This window comes from Mycobacterium leprae TN, from assembly GCF_000195855.1.
GTDB classification, from domain to species: Bacteria; Actinomycetota; Actinomycetes; order Mycobacteriales; family Mycobacteriaceae; genus Mycobacterium; species Mycobacterium leprae.
This window is the reverse complement of the sequence record NC_002677.1, coordinates 2,256,995-2,281,504: the sequence shown is the minus strand read 5'-3', so window position 1 is coordinate 2,281,504 and position 24,510 is coordinate 2,256,995. Positions and strand designations below refer to the sequence as shown.

The following is a 24,510-nucleotide window of genomic DNA, read 5'->3' as shown; positions in this document are numbered from 1 at the left end:
CCGGCGTATTTTAACGCCCCGGCCGCTTCCTGCTCCGGGGCGTTCGTCATTCTCCCCGGTAGGTTGCAGACTCCAGTCGCAACCCGACTTTCACCTCAGGAGGTATGCATGGCTAGGGCTGACAAGGCCACCGCCGTTGCAAACATCGCCGAGCAGTTTAAGGCTGCGACGGCAGCGTTGATTACCGAATATCGCGGCTTGACGGTGGCTAACTTGGCCGAGCTGCGCCGGTCGCTCACGGGTTCGGCCAGCTATGCGGTGGCCAAGAACACGCTCATTAAGCGGGCGGCCTCCGAAGTCGGCATCGAGGGGCTCGACGAGTTATTCGCCGGCCCGACGGCGATCGCGTTCGTCACCGGTGAGCCGGTCGATGCCGCCAAGGCCATCAAGACGTTCGCCAAGGAACACAAGGCGCTGGTGATTAAGGGAGGCTACATGGATGGCCATCCGATGACTGTCGCCGAAGTCGAGCGCATCGCCGACCTGGAGTCCCGTGAGGTGTTGCTAGCCAAACTGGCCGGCGCCATGAAGGGCACCTTCGCCAAGGCGATCGGACTATTCAATGCGCCGACCTCGCAGATGGCAAGGCTCACCGCCGCATTGCAGGAAAAGAAAGCTTTCGAACCGGCCTCAGCCGAATAGCCAAGCACCAGAAATCAAGGAAGGACCCCACCCCCATGTCAAAGCTCTCTAGTGACGAACTGCTGGACGTGTTCAAGGAAATGACCTTGTTGGAACTTTCGGACTTCGTCAAAAAGTTCGAGGAGACCTTCGAGGTCACCGCGGCCGCTCCGGTCTCTGTTGCCGTTGCTGGTGCACCCGCGGCCGGCGAGGCCGGCGAAGCTGCCGAGGAACAGTCCGAGTTCGACGTCATTCTCGAAAGCGCCGGCGACAAGAAGATCGGCGTCATAAAGGTTGTTCGCGAGATCGTCTCTGGCCTTGGCCTCAAGGAGGCCAAGGACCTGGTCGACGGCGTGCCCAAGCTGCTGCTGGAGAAGGTCGCCAAGGAGGCCGCCGACGACGCCAAGGCCAAACTCGAGGCCACCGGCGCCACTGTCAGTGTCAAGTAAGGTCAATTCGCGAACACCCTGGAATCCGCGCAGGGCCTGGGGTTTCGTGTTTTCAGTTCACGCTGGCCGCCGGGCGTTGCGATTGATGCACGCGCGCCTGGGTGAATCGCCTAAAGCGGCAAGCAGATTCGAGCTCATTGAGCCACGTACCGGATCGACGGCAGCGCTGTCGTTGCCGTAGTACCCGGCCAGATCCAGCATCATAAAAACCTGTGTATCAGTGCTCTAGAATTGGGCGGGTTACGGCTACCATTATTTCGTCGTCAGCTGCTGAACATCAGGAGATACTCTGAAAATATCAGTGGACGCTCGGTGAGATAGCGGCGGTAAACAGAGCTGATGGCCGCCAGGTCAGCGATTTGTGATACCGTTAACACGGTGCCGAACTGCTGCAAGCCCCCTCGGCGATCGGCGTACGTATGCCGCCAAAATGGTTGTATACTGCTATCGCCCAGGTGCTGGCTGCGCCGGCTATCTTGCGGATTTGCAGAGCATCGGGCTCGTGGTGGTTGAGCAGCCCGACCACGGTATGTGGCATCTCATCACGAGTACTGCTTTCGGGCTCTGCAGTCATTTCCGAGGCTACACTTTGTTATCTGGTAGAATTTATGATGTCTGTAACATTTCTGTAACATTGAAGTAATGGCGTTACAGAATTTTTTAGTCGTTATTTACGAGCAAATCGCCGAATCCGAGAATTACCGTATCTCGAAGACTTCCTAAGACTTCCTGGAGCAGGTTTCTGCTGAAGTGACTGATACCGATCTGGCGGTGATCGGGTGCATTCCAGAGCATCTGGACAGGCGATACCTAATGCAACGGGCCCAATCGCCTACCGAGGTCGATCCGGCTTCGTATCACTGGTCTATCCCCGCGACGGCATAGTGTATGGAGTAGCTTTGTGCGACAGGAAAGCCTGCTGATACTGCCTACCGCTGGGTCCTGCAGCCCGACTATCTGTGCCTCCCCCGGTGAGCTGCTGCCCGGCCGGCTTGACCCGCGAGCGGACCCTGCAGTACTCGGTCATTGACATCCAGGGTCGCGATCGCCATCCGGTTGACATCAATGTGTCGGGGTAGCCGATGATGTATGACTTTGCGCTGACCAAGCAATTATACTCAATAATTTATATAATTTATGATCTGCCAGCGATGTTCGACCCCTTACTGCTGGTGCTGTGTACGGCTGTGCTGAGCTGGTTGCAATTGCCTGCTTAGGTGCTAAGGCTGCCACAGGGGTGAATAGGAGAAGAGTCCGCCCCCCTCAGTCCGGTTGCGGCTTGAGCCAACCGCGTCGCGCAGTCGGCCGGTCATACATGTGGTACCCCGAACTATCCGTCGCACATCGGTATTATGTCCCGTGGAGGGCGACATAATACCGCCGGTAAAGCCCCCAGTCCAGTGGCTCAATATCGATCACTGCTACCTAATGTTATCTGTTCAACGGTATATTATCTGCTCAACCCCTACTCTAAAATCCGGATAGGAGTGGAGGTGCTGGTGCTTGACATGGTGCACCACTCAACGGATGTTTGACCGCGATCGGAGCGAGCTCGCCCATCCTGGACCGTTGGAGGATCAATCTGACAACCGGTGAGGTCGGCACCGAATACCGCGACGATCGTCGCAGGAGTTTCACCTGATCAACTAGAACTGCACGGGCTATCGGCACCGATGTGGGCTACATCGTCGACGTCGACGGCGGGTTTGTCACGGAAGACAATATGTCGACGTCCTTCTGTAAGCATGACTACGCGAGCGGATCCAGCGACGTCGCGTGCTCGACCCCCAACTTGCTCTTCGGCAAGATGTCCTTTTTGATCAATTCGGGTGCTGTCGCCGAAGACGACAGTGTCCTGATGGGCTTGGGGTATCACCGTGGCCGTAACGAGGGCTAATTGCTGTTGGCTAGATGTATCGACCATCGAGACGGTGGCCACGGTGTATCTGCCCCAGCGAATACCAATGGGCTGTCACGGCAACTGGGCGCCAAGTGTCTGACGCGGCGCTGCTGCGATCTTCCCCGCGTTGTCGGGTAGGTTTGGCTGCACCGGCTTTTCGTGGCGCTGTGCAACAGTGATGTCCTGTCTTAATAGTGCGCTACAGTGACTCACACCACACAATAAGGGCAGGTGGCAGCGATTGGTGGCGACGGAAGGATGCCCATGGGCGTTGCGATCGAAGTTAAGGGACTAACCAAGTCTTTTGGATCTTCGAGGATTTGGGAAGACGTCACGCTTGACATTCCCGCAGGAGAGGTCAGTGTGTTACTCGGGCCGTCGGGTACCGGCAAATCAGTGTTCTTGAAGTCCCTCATCGGTCTGTTGCGGCCGGAACGTGGCTCGATCCTAATTGATGGTACGGACATCATCGAATGTTCAGCCAAGGAACTCTACGAGATCCGCACACTGTTCGGCGTGCTATTCCAGGACGGCGCGCTGTTCGGCTCGATGAACCTCTACGACAACACTGCGTTCCCATTGCGTGAGCACACCAAGAAAAAGGAAAGCGAGATCCGTGACATCGTCATGGAGAAGCTGCAGCTGGTCGGCCTTGGTGGGGACGAGAAGAAGTTCCCCGGCGAGATCTCCGGCGGTATGCGCAAGCGTGCCGGTCTAGCGCGAGCCTTGGTTCTTGACCCGCAGATCATTCTGTGCGACGAGCCCGACTCGGGTCTGGACCCGGTCCGTACCGCTTACCTGAGTCAGCTGATCATGGACATCAATGCCCAGATTGATGCGACCATCCTAATCGTGACGCACAACGTCAACATCGCCCGCACTGTGCCCGACAACATGGGCATGTTGTTCCGCAAGCATCTGGTAATGTTCGGACCCCGTGAGGTGCTGCTAACCAGCGACGAGCCGGTTGTACGGCAATTCCTCAACGGCCGTCGTATCGGCCCGATTGGGATGTCCGAGGAGAAGGACGAGTCCACCATGGCTGAAGAGGCAGCTTTGCTCGAAGCAGGTCACTACGCGGGTGGCGCCGAGGAAGTCGAGGGTGTGCCGCCGCAGATCACCGTGACACCGGGGATGCCGAAGCGCAAAGCGGTCGCACGCCGCCAGGCCCGGGTGCGGGCGATGTTGCCTACACTGCCCAAGGGTGCCCAGGCGGCGATCCTCGATGATCTCGAGGGCGCCCACAATTACCAAGCGCACGAATTCGGCGACTAAGTGCGCTAGTCTGGCCATCCCCCGATGGGCATCCAGGCAAACCGCGTTTACTGGGTCCATAAGATGCGCTCTGGCCATTTATCGCCACTTGGCGTAACTTGCCTGCGCTGCCCCCTTGACGGCAGAGACTAAACGGGTCAGTCTGTTGAATAGTTATCTGTACACGAGGAAAGTCGAGATACTAGCCAGCGCCTATACCTCGTGGGGTCGGTTGTTATTGGGTAGTTGAGAAATGCGCCGTCCTGCGTTATTGTTGGGTCTTGCGCTGGCTACTTCCTGCCCACCTCACCCGCCGTTTTGATACCGTGGTCTTAGCGCGAGCCCTCTAGGTGGCTCAGCTATTCGGTTGCGCGCGTGAGATCTGGGCCGGGTTGTTCGCCGGCCTAACTAACATGACTATCGCGGCGAACCGGCGTACACCAGTTTTCTGGAGTTCACTGTTGAGCCGCACGAGGTGCTGGAAGGATGCATCTTGCCAGATTTCGGCCAGAGCAAGACAGACGTTAGTCCTAGCCAGAGTCGCCCCCAAAGTTCGCCCAACAACTCCGTGCCCGGCGCGCCCAACCGAATTTCATTTGCCAAGCTCCGCGAACCGCTTGAGGTTCCGGGGCTACTTGATGTGCAGACTGATTCATTTGAGTGGTTGATCGGATCGCCGTGCTGGCGTGCAGCGGCCGCAAGCCGCGGCGATCTCAAGCCGGTGGGTGGTCTCGAAGAGGTGCTCTACGAGCTGTCGCCGATCGAGGATTTCTCCGGCTCAATGTCATTGTCTTTCTCCGATCCCCGTTTTGACGAAGTCAAGGCGCCCGTCGAAGAGTGCAAAGACAAGGACATGACGTACGCGGCCCCGCTGTTCGTCACGGCCGAGTTCATCAACAACAACACCGGGGAGATCAAGAGCCAGACGGTGTTTATGGGCGACTTCCCTATGATGACTGAGAAGGGAACCTTCATCATCAACGGGACCGAGCGTGTCGTCGTTAGCCAGCTGGTGCGCTCCCCTGGAGTATACTTCGACGAGACGATCGACAAGTCCACAGAAAAGACGCTGCATAGTGTCAAGGTGATTCCCAGCCGCGGTGCCTGGTTGGAATTCGATGTCGATAAACGCGACACCGTCGGTGTCCGCATTGACCGGAAGCGCCGGCAACCCGTCACGGTGCTTCTCAAAGCGCTAGGTTGGACCAGTGAGCAGATCACCGAGCGTTTCGGTTTCTCCGAGATCATGCGCTCGACGCTGGAGAAGGACAACACAGTTGGCACCGACGAGGCGCTGCTAGACATCTATCGTAAGTTGCGCCCAGGTGAGCCGCCGACTAAGGAGTCCGCGCAGACGCTGTTGGAGAACCTGTTCTTCAAGGAGAAACGCTACGACCTGGCCAGGGTTGGTCGTTACAAGGTCAACAAGAAGCTCGGGTTGCACGCCGGTGAGTTGATCACGTCGTCCACGCTGACCGAAGAGGATGTCGTCGCCACCATAGAGTACCTGGTTCGTCTGCATGAGGGTCAGTCGACAATGACTGTCCCAGGTGGGGTAGAAGTGCCAGTGGAAACTGACGATATCGACCACTTCGGCAACCGCCGGCTGCGCACGGTCGGCGAATTGATCCAGAACCAGATCCGGGTCGGTATGTCGCGGATGGAGCGGGTGGTCCGGGAGCGGATGACCACCCAGGACGTCGAGGCGATCACGCCGCAGACGCTGATCAATATCCGTCCGGTGGTCGCCGCTATCAAGGAATTCTTCGGCACCAGCCAGCTGTCGCAGTTCATGGATCAGAACAACCCTCTGTCGGGCCTGACCCACAAGCGCCGGCTGTCGGCGCTGGGCCCGGGTGGTTTGTCGCGTGAGCGTGCCGGGCTAGAGGTCCGTGACGTGCACCCTTCGCACTACGGCCGGATGTGCCCGATCGAGACTCCGGAGGGCCCGAACATAGGTCTGATCGGTTCATTGTCGGTGTACGCGCGGGTCAACCCCTTCGGGTTCATCGAAACACCGTACCGCAAAGTGGTTGACGGTGTGGTCAGCGACGAGATCGAATACTTGACCGCTGACGAGGAAGACCGCCATGTCGTGGCGCAGGCCAACTCGCCGATCGACGAGGCCGGCCGCTTCCTCGAGCCGCGCGTGTTGGTGCGCCGCAAGGCGGGCGAGGTGGAGTACGTGGCCTCGTCCGAGGTGGATTACATGGATGTCTCGCCACGCCAGATGGTGTCGGTGGCCACAGCGATGATTCCGTTCCTTGAGCACGACGACGCCAACCGTGCCCTGATGGGCGCTAACATGCAGCGCCAAGCGGTTCCGTTGGTGCGCAGCGAAGCACCGTTGGTGGGTACCGGTATGGAGTTGCGCGCGGCCATCGACGCTGGCCACGTCGTCGTTGCGGAGAAGTCCGGGGTGATCGAGGAGGTTTCCGCCGACTACATCACCGTGATGGCCGATGACGGCACCCGGCGGACTTATCGGATGCGTAAGTTCGCGCGCTCCAACCACGGCACCTGCGCCAACCAGTCCCCGATCGTGGATGCGGGGGATCGGGTCGAGGCCGGCCAAGTGATTGCTGACGGTCCGTGCACTGAGAACGGCGAGATGGCGTTGGGCAAGAACTTGCTGGTGGCGATCATGCCGTGGGAGGGTCACAACTACGAGGATGCGATCATCCTGTCTAACCGACTGGTCGAAGAGGACGTGCTTACTTCGATTCACATTGAGGAGCATGAGATCGACGCCCGTGACACCAAGCTGGGTGCTGAGGAGATCACCCGGGACATTCCCAACGTCTCCGATGAGGTGCTAGCCGACTTGGACGAGCGGGGCATCGTGCGGATTGGCGCGGAGGTTCGTGACGGTGATATCCTGGTTGGCAAGGTCACCCCGAAGGGGGAAACTGAGCTGACACCGGAAGAGCGGTTGCTGCGGGCGATCTTCGGCGAAAAGGCCCGCGAGGTCCGTGACACGTCGCTGAAGGTGCCACACGGCGAATCCGGCAAGGTGATCGGCATTCGGGTGTTCTCCCATGAGGATGACGACGAGCTGCCCGCCGGCGTCAACGAGCTGGTCCGTGTCTACGTAGCCCAGAAGCGCAAGATCTCTGACGGTGACAAGCTGGCTGGGCGGCACGGCAACAAGGGCGTGATCGGCAAGATCCTGCCTGCCGAGGATATGCCGTTTCTGCCAGACGGCACCCCGGTGGACATCATCCTCAACACTCACGGGGTGCCGCGGCGGATGAACGTCGGTCAGATCTTGGAAACCCACCTTGGGTGGGTAGCCAAGTCCGGCTGGAAGATCGACGTGGCCGGCGGTATACCGGATTGGGCGGTCAACTTGCCTGAGGAGTTGTTGCACGCTGCGCCCAACCAGATCGTGTCGACCCCGGTGTTCGACGGCGCCAAGGAAGAGGAACTACAGGGCCTGTTGTCCTCCACGTTGCCCAACCGCGACGGCGATGTGATGGTGGGCGGCGACGGCAAGGCGGTGCTCTTCGATGGGCGCAGCGGTGAGCCGTTCCCTTATCCGGTGACGGTTGGCTACATGTACATCATGAAGCTGCACCACTTGGTGGACGACAAGATCCACGCCCGCTCCACCGGCCCGTACTCGATGATTACCCAGCAGCCGTTGGGTGGTAAGGCACAGTTCGGTGGCCAGCGATTCGGTGAGATGGAGTGCTGGGCCATGCAGGCCTACGGTGCGGCCTACACGCTGCAGGAGCTGTTGACCATCAAGTCCGACGACACCGTCGGTCGGGTCAAGGTTTACGAGGCTATCGTTAAGGGTGAGAACATCCCCGAGCCGGGCATCCCCGAGTCGTTCAAGGTGCTGCTCAAGGAGTTACAGTCGCTGTGTCTCAACGTCGAGGTGCTGTCGTCCGACGGTGCGGCGATCGAGTTGCGCGAAGGTGAGGATGAGGACCTCGAGCGGGCTGCGGCCAACCTCGGTATCAACTTGTCCCGCAACGAATCGGCGTCCATAGAAGATCTGGCTTAGCGAACTTGGCATTATCGTCACTAAACCCGCAAGGGGAAAGGGAGTTACGTGCTAGACGTCAACTTCTTCGATGAACTCCGCATTGGCCTGGCTACCGCGGAGGACATTCGTCAATGGTCTTACGGCGAGGTTAAGAAGCCAGAGACCATCAACTATCGTACGCTCAAACCTGAGAAGGATGGCCTGTTCTGTGAGAAGATCTTCGGACCTACTCGCGACTGGGAGTGCTACTGCGGCAAATACAAGCGGGTGCGTTTCAAGGGTATCATCTGTGAGCGTTGTGGCGTCGAGGTGACTCGCGCCAAGGTGCGTCGTGAGCGGATGGGCCATATCGAGCTGGCCGCACCTGTCACGCACATCTGGTACTTCAAAGGTGTACCGTCGCGCCTGGGCTATCTGCTCGACCTGGCCCCGAAGGACCTTGAGAAGATTATCTACTTCGCCGCGTACGTGATCACCACGGTCGATGAGGAGATGCGGCACAACGAGCTGTCGACGCTCGAGGCTGAAATGATGGTGGAGCGCAAGTCTGTTGAGGATCAGCGCGATGCCGACCTGGAAGCTCGTGCTCAGAAATTAGAGGCCGACTTGGCTGCGCTGGAGGCTGAGGGTGCCAAGGCAGACGCCAGGCGTAAGTTCCGGGATGGCGGTGAGCGCGAGATGCGCCAGCTCCGTGAGCGTGCGCAGCGTGAGCTGGATCGTTTAGAAGATATCTGGAGCACCTTTACCAAGCTGGCTCCCAAGCAGCTGATCGTTGACGAAAATCTCTATCGTGAATTGGTCGACCGTTATGGCGAATACTTCACTGGCGCCATGGGTGCGGAGTCTATTCAGAAGTTGATGCAGGACTTTGACATCGAGGCCGAGGCTGAGTCGCTGCGTGAAGTGATTCGAAACGGTAAGGGGCAAAAGAAGCTTCGGGCGCTAAAGCGACTGAAGGTAGTCGCTGCCTTCCAACAGTCAGGCAACTCGCCAATGGGCATGGTGCTCGACGCTGTCCCGGTCATACCGCCGGAACTGCGCCCGATGGTGCAGCTCGACGGTGGCCGGTTTGCCACGTCCGACTTGAACGACCTGTACCGCCGGGTGATCAACCGTAACAACCGGCTGAAAAGGTTAATCGATCTGGGTGCGCCCGATATCATTGTCAACAACGAGAAGCGGATGCTGCAGGAGTCTGTGGACGCGCTGTTCGACAATGGACGCCGGGGAAGACCTGTTACGGGGCCGGGCAACCGTCCACTGAAGTCGCTGTCTGATCTGCTCAAGGGCAAGCAAGGCCGGTTTCGGCAGAACCTGCTTGGTAAGCGTGTTGATTACTCGGGCCGTAGCGTCATCGTGGTCGGCCCGCAGCTCAAGTTGCACCAGTGTGGATTGCCCAAGCTGATGGCGCTGGAGCTGTTCAAGCCGTTCGTGATGAAGCGGTTGGTTGATCTCAATCACGCGCAAAACATCAAGAGCGCCAAGCGAATGGTGGAGCGGCAGCGGCCTCAGGTGTGGGATGTGCTCGAAGAGGTCATCGCGGAGCATCCGGTGCTGCTGAACCGTGCGCCCACCCTGCACCGACTGGGTATCCAAGCTTTCGAGCCGATGCTTGTGGAAGGCAAGGCTATTCAGCTGCATCCGTTGGTGTGTGAGGCGTTCAACGCCGACTTCGACGGTGATCAGATGGCGGTGCATCTGCCTCTGAGTGCCGAAGCGCAGGCCGAGGCCCGCATTCTGATGCTGTCGAGTAACAACATCTTGTCACCCGCCTCCGGCCGCCCACTGGCTATGCCGCGACTGGACATGGTGACTGGACTATATTACCTTACCACCGCGGTCGACGGCGACACTGGCGCCTACCGGCCGGCAGCCGAGGATCGTCCAGAGTCGGGTGTGTACTCTTCTCCGGCCGAAGCGATTATGGCGGCCGACCGCGGGGTGCTTTCGGTGCGGGCTAAGATCAAAGTCCAGTTAACTCAGGTGCGTCCGCCGGCCGACATCGAGGCTAGATGGTTCGGCGCCAATGGTTGGCGTCCAGGAGATCCGTGGATAGCCGATACCACGCTGGGTCGGGTGATGTTCAACGAACTACTGCCGCTGGGCTATCCGTTTGTTAACAAGCAGATGCATAAGAAAGTGCAGGCCGCTATCATCAACGACTTAGCCGAGCGCTACCCGATGATAGTCGTCGCGCAGACTGTCGACAAGCTCAAGGACGCCGGTTTCTACTGGGCGACCCGCAGCGGCGTTACGGTCTCGATGGCTGACGTGTTGGTTCCGCCGCGTAAGAAGGAGATCCTCGACCACTACGAGGAGCGTGCCGACAAAGTCGAAAAGCAGTTCCAACGTGGCGCTTTGAACCACGACGAACGCAATGAGGCGCTGGTGGAGATCTGGAAAGAAGCCACCGACGAGGTCGGTCAGGCGCTGCGGGACCACTACCCGGTCGACAACCCGATCATCACAATCGTTGATTCCGGTGCCACGGGTAACTTCACCCAAACCCGGGCGCTGGCCGGCATGAAGGGTTTGGTGACCAACCCTAAGGGTGAGTTCATTCCGCGCCCGGTCAAGTCATCGTTCCGCGAGGGTCTGACTGTGTTGGAGTACTTCATCAACACCCATGGTGCTCGAAAGGGCTTGGCTGACACCGCGTTGCGTACCGCCGACTCGGGGTACCTGACCCGTCGTCTGGTGGACGTGTCGCAAGACGTCATCGTCCGCGAACACGACTGCCAGACTGAGCGCGGCATTGTCGTTGAGCTGGCCGTGCGTGTGCCCGATGGCAGCCTGATCCGCGAGCTGTACATCGAAACGTCGGCATACGCAAGGACTTTGGGCGCCAACGCGGTCGACGAAGCTGGCAACGTGATCGTCGCGCGTGGTGAGGACCTGGGTGACCCGGAGATCGATGCCTTGCTGGCGGCGGGCATCACGCAGGTCAAGGTGCGCTCAGTGCTGACCTGTACCACCGGCACCGGTGTATGCGCTACATGCTACGGGCGTTCGATGGCTACCGGCAAGCTGGTCGACATCGGTGAGGCCGTCGGTATTGTCGCGGCCCAGTCCATCGGTGAGCCCGGCACGCAGCTGACCATGCGTACCTTCCACCAAGGCGGTGTCGGTGAGGACATCACCGGTGGTTTGCCTCGGGTTCAGGAGCTGTTCGAGGCCCGGGTGCCGCGTGGCAAGGCGCCGATTGCCGACGTTACTGGGCGAGTCCGTCTCGAGGACGGTGAACGCTTCTACAAGATCACTATTGTTCCCGACGACGGTGGAGAAGAAGTCGTCTACGATAAGCTTTCCAAGCGCCAACGGCTGCGGGTGTTCAAGCACGCAGACGGTTCCGAGCGAGTGCTTTCCGACGGTGACTACGTCGAGGTGGGTCAGCAGTTGATGGAAGGTTCCGCTGACCCGCACGAGGTGCTGCGCGTGCAAGGCCCTCGCGAGGTGCAGATCCATCTGGTGCGCGAGGTTCAAGAGGTGTACCGTGCGCAGGGTGTGTCGATCCACGACAAGCACATCGAGGTGATCGTTCGCCAGATGCTGCGCCGGGTCACCATCATCGACTCGGGTTCGACGGAATTCCTGCCCGGCTCGTTGATCGACCGTGCGGAGTTCGAGTCGGAGAATCGTCGGGTGGTGGCCGAGAGTGGCGAGCCCGCTGCCGGCCGTCCGGTGCTGATGGGTATCACCAAGGCGTCGTTGGCCACCGACTCGTGGTTGTCTGCGGCGTCGTTCCAGGAGACGACGCGGGTGTTGACCGATGCGGCGATCAACTGCCGCAGCGATAAGCTCAACGGTCTTAAGGAGAACGTGATCATCGGAAAGTTGATCCCGGCCGGTACCGGTATTAACCGGTACCGCAACATCCAGGTGCAGCCCACCGAGGAGGCCCGCGCCTCGGCGTACACGATTCCATCCTACGAGGATCAGTACTACAGTCCGGACTTCGGCCAGGCCACCGGTGCTGCCGTTCCACTGGACGACTACGGCTACAGCGACTACCGTTAGTCGGCAACGAAAAACTCCGGTTAGTGACCGGAGTCTCTTCCGTGTGCTGCATCAATACGTCCGCGACATTAACACCAGCCAAGGAGCCATCACTTGATTGGCGCATCTGTCTGTGCCGGTTATGTCCGAATTCGAAAGTCGTCTATCGGTTATCTGCCTGATGTAGACGGGTGAACTCGCATGACTTCCAAGGATCAGCGGGTGGCTTGCTTCCCAGCACCGGCGTGGGCGCTGGTGCTTGTTGTGCCCCCAAAGAGTTAGACACCCATGGCCACATTGTGACGGTAGCGCTGGGCGTAGGCATCTTTCGCTAAACTGGGCGGTGTGCTCATCGGTTCGCATGTCAGCTCCACCGATCCGCTCGCCGCAGCGGAGGTTGAAGGCGCTGACGTAGTGCAGATTTTCCTCGGTAACCCGCAGAGCTGGAAGGCGCCCACACTGCGTAGCGATGCCGATGTTCTGAAGGCTACGGCTTTGCCGGTGTACGTTCATGCGCCCTACTTGATCAACGTCGCGTCGGCTAACAGCCGCGTGCGGATCCCATCACGCAAGATCCTGCAGCAAACTTGTGACGCAGCCGCCGACATCGGCGCTGCTGCCGTGGTCGTGCATGGTGGGTACGTCGCCGATGACAATGACCTCGAGGATGGTTTCCAACGCTGGCGTAAAGCACTCGACCAACTGCAAACTGACGTTCCGGTCTACCTCGAAAACACGGCCGGCGGCGATCACGCGATGGCTCGCCGCTTTGATACCATCGCCCGACTCTGGGATGTTATTGGTGAAACCGGTATCGGTTTTTGCCTGGACACCTGTCATGCTTGGGCGGCTGGCGAGGGGCTGATTCATGTTGTGGATCGCATCAAGGCCATCACTGGTCGGATCGACCTGGTGCACTGCAATGATTCCAAGGACGAAGCGGGTTCTGGTCGTGACCGTCACGCCAACTTGGGTAGTGGTCAAATCGATGCCGAGTTGCTGGTAGCAGCAGTCAAGGTAGCGGGTGCGCCGGTGATCTGCGAAACCGCCGAGGAAGGTCGCAAAGACGACATTGCGTTCTTGCGCGAAAAGACCAGCGGCTGACGCAGCAGCGGGATCGCTCCGTCTACTCGAGGGCGTTCATGGTCCCCTTCCCCAATGCCTCCGCGTTAGTGTGACGTGTATTATGCGATTGTCGGAGAAATCTAATGTATTAGGTGGACATGTCAGACACACATGTCGTCCACCAATCAGGTTACGCTGCTGGCCCACTACAACCCGGCGATCTTCCCGGCGCTTGTCGAGGTCCTAATCGCGAGGGCGGTCTGTGTGGCCTGAGAAGATAAACGAAGTTGGGAGCGATTTACGCCCACCATGAGCCCAGCGTTGGGGCGAGCTCACCGACCGCAACCAGCCCTGTCCTGCACACTTACGACCGATGTGGGTGACTGCGTCGATGAGTTGCAATACGACCCAGCCCACTACGAGACGATGCGCACGGCGATCTCCCACAGCATGTAAGCTGCGCCGTGGTCCGACGAGTAGCCAGGGCGTATGTGGTGCTTGTCATCATGGCCTCGGTATGGACCATCGAGCCAGGGCATATGTGCCTGATTGCGATGATCTACGCTACTATCTTGACGCTGCGGTATACCTCCCGAGTTGGTGGCGGTCTATGAGTTGTTGCTGACCAGTAGCGAGTACGACCCAGAACTAAAACTGGCCACCACGAAGCGTGTGTTATTACCGTGGACATGTTTATGACTGATACCCAGGGGGCTCCGATGTCCGCGATGGCATGAACCCAGGCGGGACCCCAAACGCCGACGGTAAATGCAGCTTCACGGGCCACTAGTGGTTCATCTTGGTATCAATGTTCGACATCTTTTTGGCATTCCCCTGCCAACGGCCGGACTGTCGTACTTCATGTTGTCGGCGGGTGCTCCCCGATGGCACCTGCAACCAGGATGTTCTTTTGCAGCGATTCAAGGACCAGCTCAATAACCATGCCACTGCCTCGAGTGAGTTTGAATACGACGGTGTCACTGCCTGGTTAGTAAGTGAAAAGGGACGTGGGGGACTTGACGATATACCATCGAGATGGTCAACCGCATCTGGGTTGGACCCCACCCTGGGCAGTGCCACCACATGCGTACCGGTGTGACTCGAACCATGCGGCATGCTAAAGGCATTCGGTGCCTATCTGATCAACCAGCAGCTGATGTGCAACGTGCTGGAGGCCCTGGTCGTTGAGGTTGGGGACTCCACGATAGTCGTGATGCGGATGGGGTCCAGTGCTTCCCCGACAATGCGGTGCGTGGAAAATAGACAGAGGCGCTACCTGATGGGTATTTGGGAGGGTTCAGGAAACGGTCAGCGCACTAGATACCCTTGCGTACCATAGGTAGCCCCACCTAGACGCGAATGCGTCGAGGTGCTATTCGGTTTGACTTGGCTGGATCCTCGGGTCAGGAGATCCCCGGCTGGACGTCTATGTAGAAGGGTTGTGGCTACAACTTAAACTATCCAGTACCTGCGCTCGCAAGGTTGTAGAGGACATCTGCCTGGCATTGTAGGGGGGTGTTGCTGGTGCGCTACCGGCGTTCTGCCATCTCCGAGGCGTTCCTGGCCACCCGGGCTCGACGGTCAGTGGGATGGTGTTAGATACCCTGCCGACCGGATTGGATTTTGTGTATATCCTAGAACGTGCCTTGGTAAAAATCTGAGTCACACTATGACTCACGCAGTCAGGACAGTACACGTTGACAACTTGATAACTATGATCTACGAGGTCGCCGACTGGGTTGTGCGGATTACCTACAATCGTCCGGCGAAGGACAACGCGATCATCGCTGAGCCGCTGCTGGAGTTGTCCGCCTCGGTTGAGGGTGTCGGTGTGGACCCGAACATACATGTCATTCTGATATCCCGCTGTGGCGGGGGCGTTTGTGTGGGTTTTGAACCTGTTTGCCTACGCCGAGGGACAGTCGTCGACAGGCGGTGGTAGCGCACACAAAAGCACTGCGCTGGACGGCAAGACACAGGCCATCAACCACTTCGCGAACCAGCCGTGGGGCCTGCTGCTCGACTACCAGATGATCAGATGATGCACCTGTGCATGTGCGGGGTTTCCAGCTTGCTGCATGCCGACAAGTCGACTGCGGTCAAGATCCACGGTTACTGCGTAGCTGTGTAGCTCGAAGACATCGCGCTACACGCCGACCAGGGTGAGTACCGCCGCTGATGCCGCAATTGGCTATACGTCTACACGGGTGTGTATGGGGTACCCTCTGCGATTCTGTGGGCGCATCGTCTAAGTGATCAGCGTGTCAAACTTCTTCTATTCACTGGTGATTACATCAACCGGCATGCAAGCTGTCGAATGATACTCTGGATATCGAAGTGCCGGATTCACAAGACTTTGATGAGCGTACCCAATGGCTAATGGCCCGTCATTGCTGCGATGCCTATCAGCCAGCTGATCGTGATCAAGCTCGCACTCAATTTCGCTCTGCTGTAACAAGCGTTTGGCCACCAGCAGGAATGGTCAGTACCATTTTCTATGGAGTTGCGGCCACCACGCCTGAGGGTCATTCTTTCGTCGTTGGCGCGGTTGAGCATGGTTTTCGGGACGCCGTGCGATACCGCGACAAGCCGTTTGGCGACTATGGCCGCCAGCTTCGTAGGTGTACCCATGACGAATAGACTGTCCGCTCGGTGGTGCTCAGTTACCGATCCTGCATCGGCGACTGCTAGAGGATTGATTAAATTGATCAGGTTTACCGCCGGTTCCGATGAGCGGCTCTGCCTGGTGGATGACCACGGCCGGCTGACGGTTATCGGCTCTCCAATCGGTTGCTGGCACGCCAGTGTAGCCCAGACGACGCGATGTGCCCATCGGTACGGTCGTGATCTAGATATTGGGTCCTGTTGATCGTCACCAGCGTTGTCGCCGATGCCGGCAGTCGGGCCGCACTGCGAACTGCCCTGTGCAACTAAAGCGTTTCAGTGAATTGCGTTAAAAAGGTGTGGATGTGGACCGATAACCTCGACCTGGACTTGGATCCCAAGGTTGCGGTCCGAGGGTGGACTATCGAGTGCATCGGGATGATGAGCTGGCCGGCGCGCTGGGGGATTTTATACCACATGTACTGTTACCGGCTGCTATACGAGATGGCAGCAGCTCCTGACGTTCCCGGTCGGTTTGTCGGCCCTGATATGCTGCGGGATGTCGGCCTCCTGGAGGCTGCGACTCCAGGTTACTACGTTCGGTAACGACATATATCCGATGCTGCACGAGAAAGCGGCCGTGTTGCTGCACAGCTTGCTTCAGAACCATCCGTTCATCGACGGGGCGTGCCGCCCCCACTCTTTGGGATCTTACGGTACATCGCCTCTACCGATATCAGCAAACGTGATCATGATCAGCGCTACGATCAGGTAGACGCTCAGCATCATCGACACCCCCACCAGCGTGGACGGACTGGCAGTCACCACGGCAGCCAAGTGCCCAGCTGCGTGCCGCCTACTATGACTTCGCCACTGAACTGGCGGAGCGACATGACACAACTCAACTCGTGGAGACGATATGAACTAATTCGGTGCGTGTCGAGCCGCAGGGTCCTGGTGATCACGGTGACATTCAGCCGGCTGTCGGCGCGCAACGTTATCAATGACCCGACGGCTGCCGCCCTCTACGTTGCGTTTGAGGAATTCGACCGCGACGACACAGCGTCGATGGCCGTATCGTGAGGCTAAGGCGAAACCTTATGTGCAAGAGACGATTTGAAGGTCTTAGCTACCACGAAGGCTAACGTCGTGCATTCGAGCGGTCCCGGGTCGATGGGACCTTAGCGGATGCTGTTGTCCAAACCGGTGATTGCTGTGGTGAGTGGTTACGCCGTTGCTGGGGAGTCTGGAATTAACTGCGTGGTGTGATTTTCGGGTAGCCCAGGAGGAAAGCCGTGTTCGGGGTGTTTTTCCACTGGTGGGAAGTGCCGCTAATTGACGGTAGTACTGTGAGGTTGCCTCGGCTAATCGAATCGGGCAGAGCCGGATTGATGGACATGATTCTCATCGGCCGCGCGGTGGCAGCCGACTAAGCGCTAGTTACCGGCTTGGCCGATCGAGTCGTTCCCGAGGGCGAAGCCAGGAAAGCAGCTGAGGAACTGGCGGCTTAACTGCCTGTGCTGCCGCAGCAATGCATGCGATCGGATCGGTTGTCGGCGCTACATTAATGGGGGGGATGCCGCGGATCTGTGACGTTTGACTTCGCATTTGCCAGTATCTCGTGCGTTGCTTTCCACGAGTTCGACGCGCCGCGGGCGGGGGGCAGCAGCCATGGCGCCCCGGGTGGGTCCTGAGGTGAGCTAGCGGGTCATTCACCCTTGTTGGTTGTGTTGTCCGAGCCGATGTTGTCTACCTTCGGGTCGTCTCTATACATGATGGTGTTGTCGAGGCCCAGTACGCTTAGGTGTTTGGTCGATTTTGTCGAAGGTGGTTTTCTTTCTTCATACCACCGATGGTTACCGTTGCACAGGTGCCGTTGCCGGTCAGTGTGTTGATCGAGTTGGCCGCGTTCAATGATTTGTCATCGCCGCAGCCGAGGGTAGTCGTGGTTCCAAGAGATCCGTAGTGCATTGTTTTCCGCTCTTGACCGAAGCAATAGCGGGTTCGCCAGTCATCCCCTGTCGTTGGTGCGGTTCCGACGCTCGTTGTGGTTTACGCTGCTTGTGGTTTTCGTCGACGAGTCAGCTGGGGGCCGTCTAGTTGCAGCTGGCCAGTTCGAAAGTTGTTAGTACAACCACAAGCGCCAAGGCTAGCGCTGCCAGCCTGGATGAGTCATTGATGTGGGTGCGCATTGTTCCTCGGTTCCTTGGACTAGGCGTTGGTGTTGATAGTGTCGTAAGTTAGCTGGGTACCTGCTGAAGTCTGTTGACCATGCCCAGTTTGCGGTCGCGGTTCTTGATGAACGGTTTGCCGTTGTGGAAGAACACTGTCTGGTCCCCGCCGTAGACGGTGATACCGTTCAGCACGGTGTCTTCCTATCACGGTGTTGGACGAGCCTATTAATTAATGTGGCCGCTCAGCAGGTTTCTTTCGGAAGACATTCGCCTGGCTATCGACCATCAAGGTGGAATCGCTGCAGTCCAGACTCTGTTCGATGCTTCCCTCGGTGACATGGGTATCGCCTTTTTTGGCGTTCGCGTTTGGTACTTGGTGGTGGGGCAGCGGGGGTAGTAGCGATCGGTCATGACGCAGTTAGCCAGCGACTCGGCACCAGTTGTCAAATTCGCGGCGGGCCTCTTTGCTGTAGTGGGCGTCTAGCTGGACTGAGCTTACGTGCGTTTGCTCGTTCGGCCGGCACGACGCCAGCCACTCCACGCCGGTTGCAATTCTTTACCGAGTTCGTTACCTAGAGTCGCTAGTTGAATCCAGAGTGTACCGAAAAGCGGTGGTGACCCAGCCTTGTCATCGCAATCGAAGTGCGCCCCCCATGTCAGCTCAGCCGGAACCCCAGTCAGCTGGTGGACGCCAGCCCGTGGCGAAAGCAGGGAAATCCATGGCTTTCCCGACCAAGCTGAGCCGCGACGGCATCATCGATGTTGCACTGGGTCGGCGTGGGTCGTTCTCGCGATGACGCGGTGCTGGTTATGGCCTGCTCCTACTGCAGCTATGTCCACCACCCCGGTCGGTATTCGGTGTTCACCCGTATGCCGTTGGGCGGTGATAATCCTAAGTATGCTGCTATGATTAGGGGGCGTGGCCACACCGATGATTGTGGTGTTGTTATCCTAAGACTTCAACGGTGAGGAAGCTTTCTACACGGCATTGGCCAACTACGCACGGCTGGATTTTGGGCTGGCCTGCATGTGATGTCGGCTGAGCTCGGTGGCGAGGCCGGTCTGGTTGGTGCCACCAGGCTCGGCGGTGATAAGCTGAGTTGAATGGTGGAAGTGGCCTTGAGTACCTTTCAGTTCTGTCATAATTCCGTTCCGCTATTTCAGGGATCGTGTGCTGCACAGCTCACTTTTTATTGGAAGCTGGTCGATCGGAAGCTCCACAAGTGGGCTTATCCCCTTGTCACCCGCCGACTTGGCGCCGACGATGTATTCCTTAACTTTGGCTACGAGGAAGATACGTCAATGTCTTTGCAGTTGGCTGCCTTCGACGAGACCAATGGGGGTGTGATCCAGCTTTACCATCGCGCACGGCCACTCCAGGCGGATATCAGTGACAAACGGGTCCTGGAAGTCGGTTGCGGCCGCGGCAGTGGAGCCTTATAACTGATGCTTACTTTGCATCCGGTGTTATATATCGGTATGGACTTGAACTCGACCGGTGTCCCTTTGGTCGATAAATAATATCATTTGTTTGGCCTAGATTTCGTGCGAGGTGACGTACAAATCTTGCCCTTTGCCGAGCAATCTTTCCGAGCAATCTTTCGATGCCGTCGTCAACATCGAATCCTCGACTTAATTATCTCCGGTCTTCCATGATTTCTTGCCGAATGGTGGCGGGCGTGCTGCGGTCGGAAGGACGTTTCCTATACGCCGATTTCTAGCCCCAACAATGGTCCCCAACAATGGTGTTGTCGCATAGGAGGTGATGTTGGCTGACGCTCCGATGCGAGTGGTGTTGCACAGGGATGCTATCACCGAGGTTAGGCGTGGGCAAGGGAAAAATTCGTAACAGTGGATGGGCATGACTGAATACTTAATATATCAGCTTGGCTGCAACGCTTAGTCTGTGATTTAGCAGCTAGGTGGGTATCGATCTCCCGTCATGCGCTGGAAAGCGAGATATTTTCCTATCGGATGTACTGCTTCGTCAAAAATGATATGTCGCGGCGTTCTGACTGTTGTTTGCCAGCGTTGATACGCATGTGTTACGCACTGGCCTTCTCGATTCGGTTGAGGCGGTTGTGCAGTCCACGGTAGCTTGGTGTTGCGAATATTAGCCTGGTGGCTTAGCGAAGAGCAATTATTCGTATGCGGCTTTTGTGTTCGTGCACACGACTAATCGATTACCCCATATTTGTTGTGGTAATCGATTACGCTGCTGACCACTTCCCGAATTAGAGTGTTGTTTCGATGATTGAGACGGTGGGTTTACGTATGACGCTGGAACGTTTGTGCCTAGCAGCAGGGGCACGAAGTGGTGAATGATACCTCTTATTGAGAATGAGCAGGCTCGCTGGCAGCATAAGGCGGTCTTGCTAATGGTAGTAAGTGTTTGTGCTGGCGCTTATCGTGGTGGCTTGCCCCAGTGGGTGTGGGCGTTGCGCTGCTGTTGATTTCTCGGAAACGGATCATGCGTAAGCTTGGGTACTAGCGTTTTGTGCCTCTGATCGCGAGTAGTGCTCTAACTGTTGGGCTGTTGACGGGGCTGCGCGGCTTCGCTTTTGTGTTTGCACAAGGTGTGAGTTCTGTTGAGACAAGCTCGATTGTACAGCACGTACAAAGCGTTACTGGTTTGCTACTATGGATATGGACTTTAAGAGTTGCCGAGGATTTTGTTGCGGTGGGCTTACAGGAGCAGTTTTTGAGCGTCGGTACCTGTGCTGGCCGACTGCACTCTCTCGGTTTCTGGGCTGCACCCCGAATTTGTTTGATGGTCCGTCTTTCCAGGTAGCTTTTGTGTTCGGCATGTCAGGCACGCCACCGGCGGTCGGTGGTGGTCTTAGTGGCAGTCGCCGCCATCTTGGCCTCGCCTTCAACTACTCCGTCATCACCGAATTGACTTGCCACGCGCGTCTGTAGCAGTTGCGTAGCTTTGAGTGCGATAGTAATCTCGACGAGCTGTAGCGGTTTCGCTTCCTGTGGTGGGCGCTTTTGCAGTGGCAAGTGGTATGGCCGCCGGCTGAGCTTTAGCGCAACCTGTCGGCATCGGTGGGCATTTCGGATGCGCCGTTGGGTCGCTTTGACCTGCCCGAGCAGGGACGGGTATTGTGTTTCTCGTTCCTGACGGCTTACGGCGCCTGATGTTTAGGGGTGTGATGCCGGGCTAATTCGCATGTCCATGATGCAACGGATTTTAGTATTTAGGGTTACGGGGCGAGTATATGCGACATGCCCGATCACAGGGCACTGCGGCAGGGAATAATTGCACTACGCCAACATGTTAACAACGAACACAATTTACCTGGGAGCCGGTATATGCCCACCATTCAGCAGCTGGTACGCAAGGGTCGTCGAGACAAGATTGGCAAGGTCAAGACTGCGGCTCTGAAGGGCAACCCACAGCGTCGCGGTGTTTGCACCCGTGTGTACACTTCCACCCCGAAGAAGCCGAACTCGGCGCTTCGCAAGGTTGCCCGCGTGAAGCTGACGAGTCAGGTTGAGGTCACAGCGTACATACCAGGCGAGGGTCACAACCTACAGGAACACTCCATGGTGTTGGTGCGTGGTGGCCGGGTGAAAGATCTGCCTGGTGTGCGTTACAAAATCATTCGCGGTTCGCTCGACACCCAGGGTGTCAAGAACCGGAAGCAGGCTCGTAGCCGCTATGGAGCCAAGAAGGAGAAGAGCTGATGCCACGCAAGGGGCCCGCACCCAAGCGTCCGTTGGTCAACGACCCTGTCTATGGGTCGCAGTTGGTCACCCAGCTGGTGAACAAAATTCTGCTGAAAGGGAAGAAATCGCTGGCCGAACGCATTGTTTATGGTGCGCTCGAGCACGCCCGCGACAAGACCGGCACCGATCCCGTCATCACTCTCAAGCGTGCTCTCGACAACGTTAAGCCGGCCCTCGAGGTGCGTAGCCGTCGCGTTGGCGGTGCGACTTATCAAGTGCCTGTCGAGGTTCGGCCAGACCGATCGACCACGCTGGCGTTGCGCTGGCTCGTCGGCTTCTCGCGGCAACGTCGGGAGAAGACCATGATTGAGCGTTTGGCAAACGAGATCCTGGATGCTAGCAATGGTCTCGGAGCCTCCGTGAAGCGGCGCGAAGACACCCATAAGATGGCTGAGGCAAACCGGGCGTTTGCGCACTATCGTTGGTAGAGGATGGCGCCACCGGAGAGAGCAACATCAGCGAGGAGCCAGCAAAGCAGACTGATAGCTAATCAAGCAACCGAATAGAGTGGGAAGACTTTTGTGGCACAAAAGGACGTGCTGACCGATCTCACTAAGGTCCGCAACATCGGCATCATGGCGCATATTGATGCCGGCAAGACGACGACGACAGAGCGCATCCTCTACTACACCGGTATCAGCTACAAGATTGGTGAGGTTCACGACGGTGCCGCAACCATGGACTGGATGGAGCAGGAGCAAGAACGCGGGATCACTATCACCTCCGCTGCCACTACTTGCTTTTGGAATGACAACCAGATCAACATTATTGACACGCCTGGCCACGTTGATTTTACTGTGGAAGTTGAGCGTTCGCTCCGTGTTCTTGATGGCGCCGTTGCGGTTTTCGACGGCAAGGAAGGTGTCGAGCCGCAGTCCGAGCAGGTTTGGCGGCAGGCTGATAAATATGAGGTCCCGCGTATCTGCTTCGTCAACAAGATGGACAAGATCGGCGCCGACTTCTATTTTTCGGTTCGCACCATGCAGGAGCGGTTGGGCGCCAACGTCATTCCCATTCAGCTACCTGTCGGCTCTGAGGGGGACTTTGAAGGTGTCGTCGACTTGGTTGAGATGAAGGCCAAGGTGTGGAGTACTGAGGCCAAGCTCGGTGAGAAGTACGATGTCGTTGGCATACCGACAGATTTGCAGGAGAAAGCCGAGGAGTACCGTACCAACCTGCTCGAGACCGTCGCGGAAACCGACGAGGCGTTGCTGGAAAAATACTTCAGTGGCGAAGAGCTCACGGTCGCCGAGATTAAGGGGGCGATCCGCAAGTTGACTATCAGCTCGGAGGCGTACCCGGTACTGTGCGGTAGCGCGTTCAAGAACAAAGGTGTCCAGCCGATGCTCGACGCCGTCATCGACTACCTGCCCTCGCCGTTGGACGTGCCGGCGGCCATCGGCCACGTACCGGGCAAAGAGGACGAGGAGATCGTCCGTAAGCCGTCGACCGATGAACCGTTATCCGCGCTGGCGTTCAAGGTGGCGACACATCCCTTCTTCGGCAAGCTTACCTACGTCCGGGTGTACTCTGGCAAGGTTGATTCCGGCAGTCAGGTCATTAACGCGACCAAAGGCAAGAAGGAGCGTCTGGGCAAGCTGTTCCAGATGCATTCCAACAAGGAAAACCCGGTGGAGACTGCGTCAGCCGGTCATATCTACGCGGTGATCGGACTCAAGGACACCACCACCGGCGACACTCTAGCCGACCCGAATAACCAGATCGTGCTCGAGTCGATGACCTTCCCCGACCCGGTGATCGAGGTGGCCATCGAGCCGAAAACTAAGAGCGACCAGGAGAAGCTCAGCCTGTCGATCCAGAAGCTCGCTGAAGAGGACCCGACCTTCAAGGTGCACTTGGACTCCGAAACCGGTCAGACTGTGATCGGCGGAATGGGCGAGTTGCATCTGGACATCCTGGTCGATCGGATGCGCCGCGAGTTTAAGGTCGAGGCCAATGTCGGCAAGCCGCAGGTGGCGTACAAAGAGACCATCCGCCGAGTCGTGGAGACCGTCGAGTACACTCACAAGAAGCAGACTGGTGGTTCGGGTCAGTTCGCCAAGGTCATCATCAAACTCGAGCCGTTTAGCGGCGAGAACGGCGCGACCTATGAGTTCGAGAATAAAGTCACTGGTGGCCGCATCCCGCGCGAATACATCCCTTCTGTGGAAGCTGGTGCGCGAGATGCCATGCAGTACGGTGTGCTGGCCGGCTACCCGCTGGTGAACTTAAAGGTTACCCTGCTTGATGGTGCGTACCACGACGTCGACTCGTCGGAAATCGCGTTCAAAATCGCTGGTTCGCAGGTGCTGAAAAAGGCTGCTGCGCAAGCACAGCCGGTGATTCTGGAACCGATCATGGCCGTCGAGGTCACTACGCCCGAGGACTACATGGGTGACGTGATCGGCGACTTGCACTCCCGCCGCGGCCAGATTCAGGCAATGAAGGAGCGCGCTGGCACGCGTGTCGTGAGGGCGCACGTGCCGTTGTCGGAGATGTTCGGCTACGTCGGAGACCTGCGGTCCAAGACGCAAGGCCGGGCGAACTACTCCATGGTGTTCAACTCGTACTCCGAAGTGCCGGCGAACGTGTCGAAGGAGATCATCGCGAAGGCGACGGGCGAGTAGGAGTTGAGTGGTCGGAAAAGCCTACGAGTTATGCTGACGCGGTCACTACCGCGGATAAATTACTAACATTGCTTTTTACAAGCACCAATAGTCC

Annotated in this window: 17 protein-coding genes and 3 pseudogenes; 16 read left to right on the top strand and 4 right to left on the bottom strand. The window is 57.8% G+C overall.

Going from position 1 to position 24,510, the window contains the following annotated elements; genetic code table 11:
• The first annotated feature begins 108 nt into the window (after positions 1-108).
• Both rplJ and rplL read left to right on the top strand, forming a co-directional pair.
• Positions 109-642 (top strand): 50S ribosomal protein L10, encoded by a 534-nt coding sequence (gene rplJ, locus ML_RS09665; RefSeq protein ID WP_010908597.1) that lies wholly within the window; start codon positions 109-111, stop codon positions 640-642.
• A 35-nt stretch (positions 643-677) separates the two neighbouring features.
• A complete protein-coding gene (rplL, locus tag ML_RS09660; RefSeq protein ID WP_010908596.1) occupies positions 678-1,070 on the top strand; it encodes a 50S ribosomal protein L7/L12 in 393 nt (130 codons plus the stop codon).
• 57 nt (positions 1,071-1,127) lie between these two features.
• On the opposite strand, the gene ML_RS19330 is transcribed toward rplL, so the two are convergent.
• Entirely contained in the window at positions 1,128-1,274 is a 147-nt protein-coding gene (locus ML_RS19330; protein WP_414085494.1) for a hypothetical protein, read from the bottom strand.
• A 166-nt stretch (positions 1,275-1,440) separates the two neighbouring features.
• Complete coding sequence (locus ML_RS19325) at positions 1,441-1,644, bottom strand: hypothetical protein (RefSeq protein WP_049769828.1); 204 nt, start codon at positions 1,642-1,644, stop codon at positions 1,441-1,443.
• Between the two features lie 1,101 nt (positions 1,645-2,745).
• On the opposite strand from ML_RS19325, the gene ML_RS19320 reads away from it, so the two are divergent.
• The 9 genes and pseudogenes from ML_RS19320 to ML_RS09610 all read left to right on the top strand — a co-directional run bounded on the left by ML_RS19320 (position 2,746) and on the right by ML_RS09610 (position 17,577).
• Positions 2,746-2,967, top strand: a complete 222-nt coding sequence (locus ML_RS19320) for a hypothetical protein (RefSeq protein ID WP_049769827.1) — start codon at positions 2,746-2,748, stop codon at positions 2,965-2,967.
• 267 nt (positions 2,968-3,234) lie between these two features.
• Complete coding sequence (locus ML_RS09645) at positions 3,235-4,245, top strand: ABC transporter ATP-binding protein (RefSeq protein WP_041323047.1); 1,011 nt, start codon at positions 3,235-3,237, stop codon at positions 4,243-4,245.
• A 472-nt stretch (positions 4,246-4,717) separates the two neighbouring features.
• On the top strand, positions 4,718-8,236 hold the full coding sequence (gene rpoB, locus ML_RS09640) for a DNA-directed RNA polymerase subunit beta (protein WP_111481144.1): 3,519 nt from the start codon (positions 4,718-4,720) through the stop codon (positions 8,234-8,236).
• A 48-nt stretch (positions 8,237-8,284) separates the two neighbouring features.
• Positions 8,285-12,235 carry a DNA-directed RNA polymerase subunit beta' gene (locus ML_RS09635; protein ID WP_010908593.1) on the top strand — a complete coding sequence of 1,317 codons (3,951 nt, stop codon included), beginning with the start codon at positions 8,285-8,287 and terminating at the stop codon, positions 12,233-12,235.
• 324 nt (positions 12,236-12,559) lie between these two features.
• Complete coding sequence (locus ML_RS09630) at positions 12,560-13,318, top strand: deoxyribonuclease IV (RefSeq protein WP_010908592.1); 759 nt, start codon at positions 12,560-12,562, stop codon at positions 13,316-13,318.
• 1,075 nt (positions 13,319-14,393) lie between these two features.
• On the top strand, positions 14,394-14,618 hold the full coding sequence (locus ML_RS16360; protein ID WP_041323041.1) for a hypothetical protein: 225 nt from the start codon (positions 14,394-14,396) through the stop codon (positions 14,616-14,618).
• 330 nt (positions 14,619-14,948) lie between these two features.
• Positions 14,949-15,919: pseudogene (locus tag ML_RS09620) on the top strand (crotonase/enoyl-CoA hydratase family protein).
• Positions 15,920-16,246: 327 nt separating this feature from the next.
• Complete coding sequence (locus tag ML_RS09615) at positions 16,247-16,489, top strand: hypothetical protein (protein ID WP_119607991.1); 243 nt, start codon at positions 16,247-16,249, stop codon at positions 16,487-16,489.
• 326 nt (positions 16,490-16,815) lie between these two features.
• Positions 16,816-17,577: pseudogene (locus ML_RS09610) on the top strand (crotonase/enoyl-CoA hydratase family protein).
• A gap of 14 nt (positions 17,578-17,591) precedes the next feature.
• Here the strand turns inward: ML_RS09610 and ML_RS19315 are convergent.
• Entirely contained in the window at positions 17,592-17,660 is a 69-nt protein-coding gene (locus ML_RS19315; protein ID WP_414085561.1) for a hypothetical protein, read from the bottom strand.
• A gap of 463 nt (positions 17,661-18,123) precedes the next feature.
• Positions 18,124-18,249 carry a DUF3060 domain-containing protein gene (locus tag ML_RS09600; RefSeq protein WP_111481054.1) on the bottom strand — a complete coding sequence of 42 codons (126 nt, stop codon included), beginning with the start codon at positions 18,247-18,249 and terminating at the stop codon, positions 18,124-18,126.
• A gap of 564 nt (positions 18,250-18,813) precedes the next feature.
• Between ML_RS09600 and ML_RS18070 the strand changes: the two are divergent.
• The 5 genes and pseudogenes from ML_RS18070 to fusA all read left to right on the top strand — a co-directional run.
• A pseudogene (locus ML_RS18070) lies at positions 18,814-19,009 on the top strand (TetR/AcrR family transcriptional regulator); the annotation flags it as partial.
• A 152-nt stretch (positions 19,010-19,161) separates the two neighbouring features.
• A complete protein-coding gene (locus ML_RS09595) occupies positions 19,162-19,500 on the top strand; it encodes a hypothetical protein (protein WP_049769826.1) in 339 nt (112 codons plus the stop codon).
• A 1,872-nt stretch (positions 19,501-21,372) separates the two neighbouring features.
• Positions 21,373-21,747 (top strand): 30S ribosomal protein S12, encoded by a 375-nt coding sequence (gene rpsL / locus ML_RS09590; RefSeq protein WP_010908591.1) that lies wholly within the window; start codon positions 21,373-21,375, stop codon positions 21,745-21,747.
• A complete protein-coding gene (gene rpsG / locus ML_RS09585; protein WP_010908590.1) occupies positions 21,747-22,217 on the top strand; it encodes a 30S ribosomal protein S7 in 471 nt (156 codons plus the stop codon). Before rpsL ends, rpsG begins: the two co-directional genes overlap by 1 nt.
• Before the next feature lie 93 nt (positions 22,218-22,310).
• The gene (gene fusA, locus ML_RS09580) at positions 22,311-24,416 is read left to right on the top strand and encodes an elongation factor G (RefSeq protein ID WP_010908589.1); all 2,106 of its coding nucleotides are present in this window, start codon (positions 22,311-22,313) and stop codon (positions 24,414-24,416) included.
• The last annotated feature ends 94 nt before the right edge of the window (positions 24,417-24,510 follow it).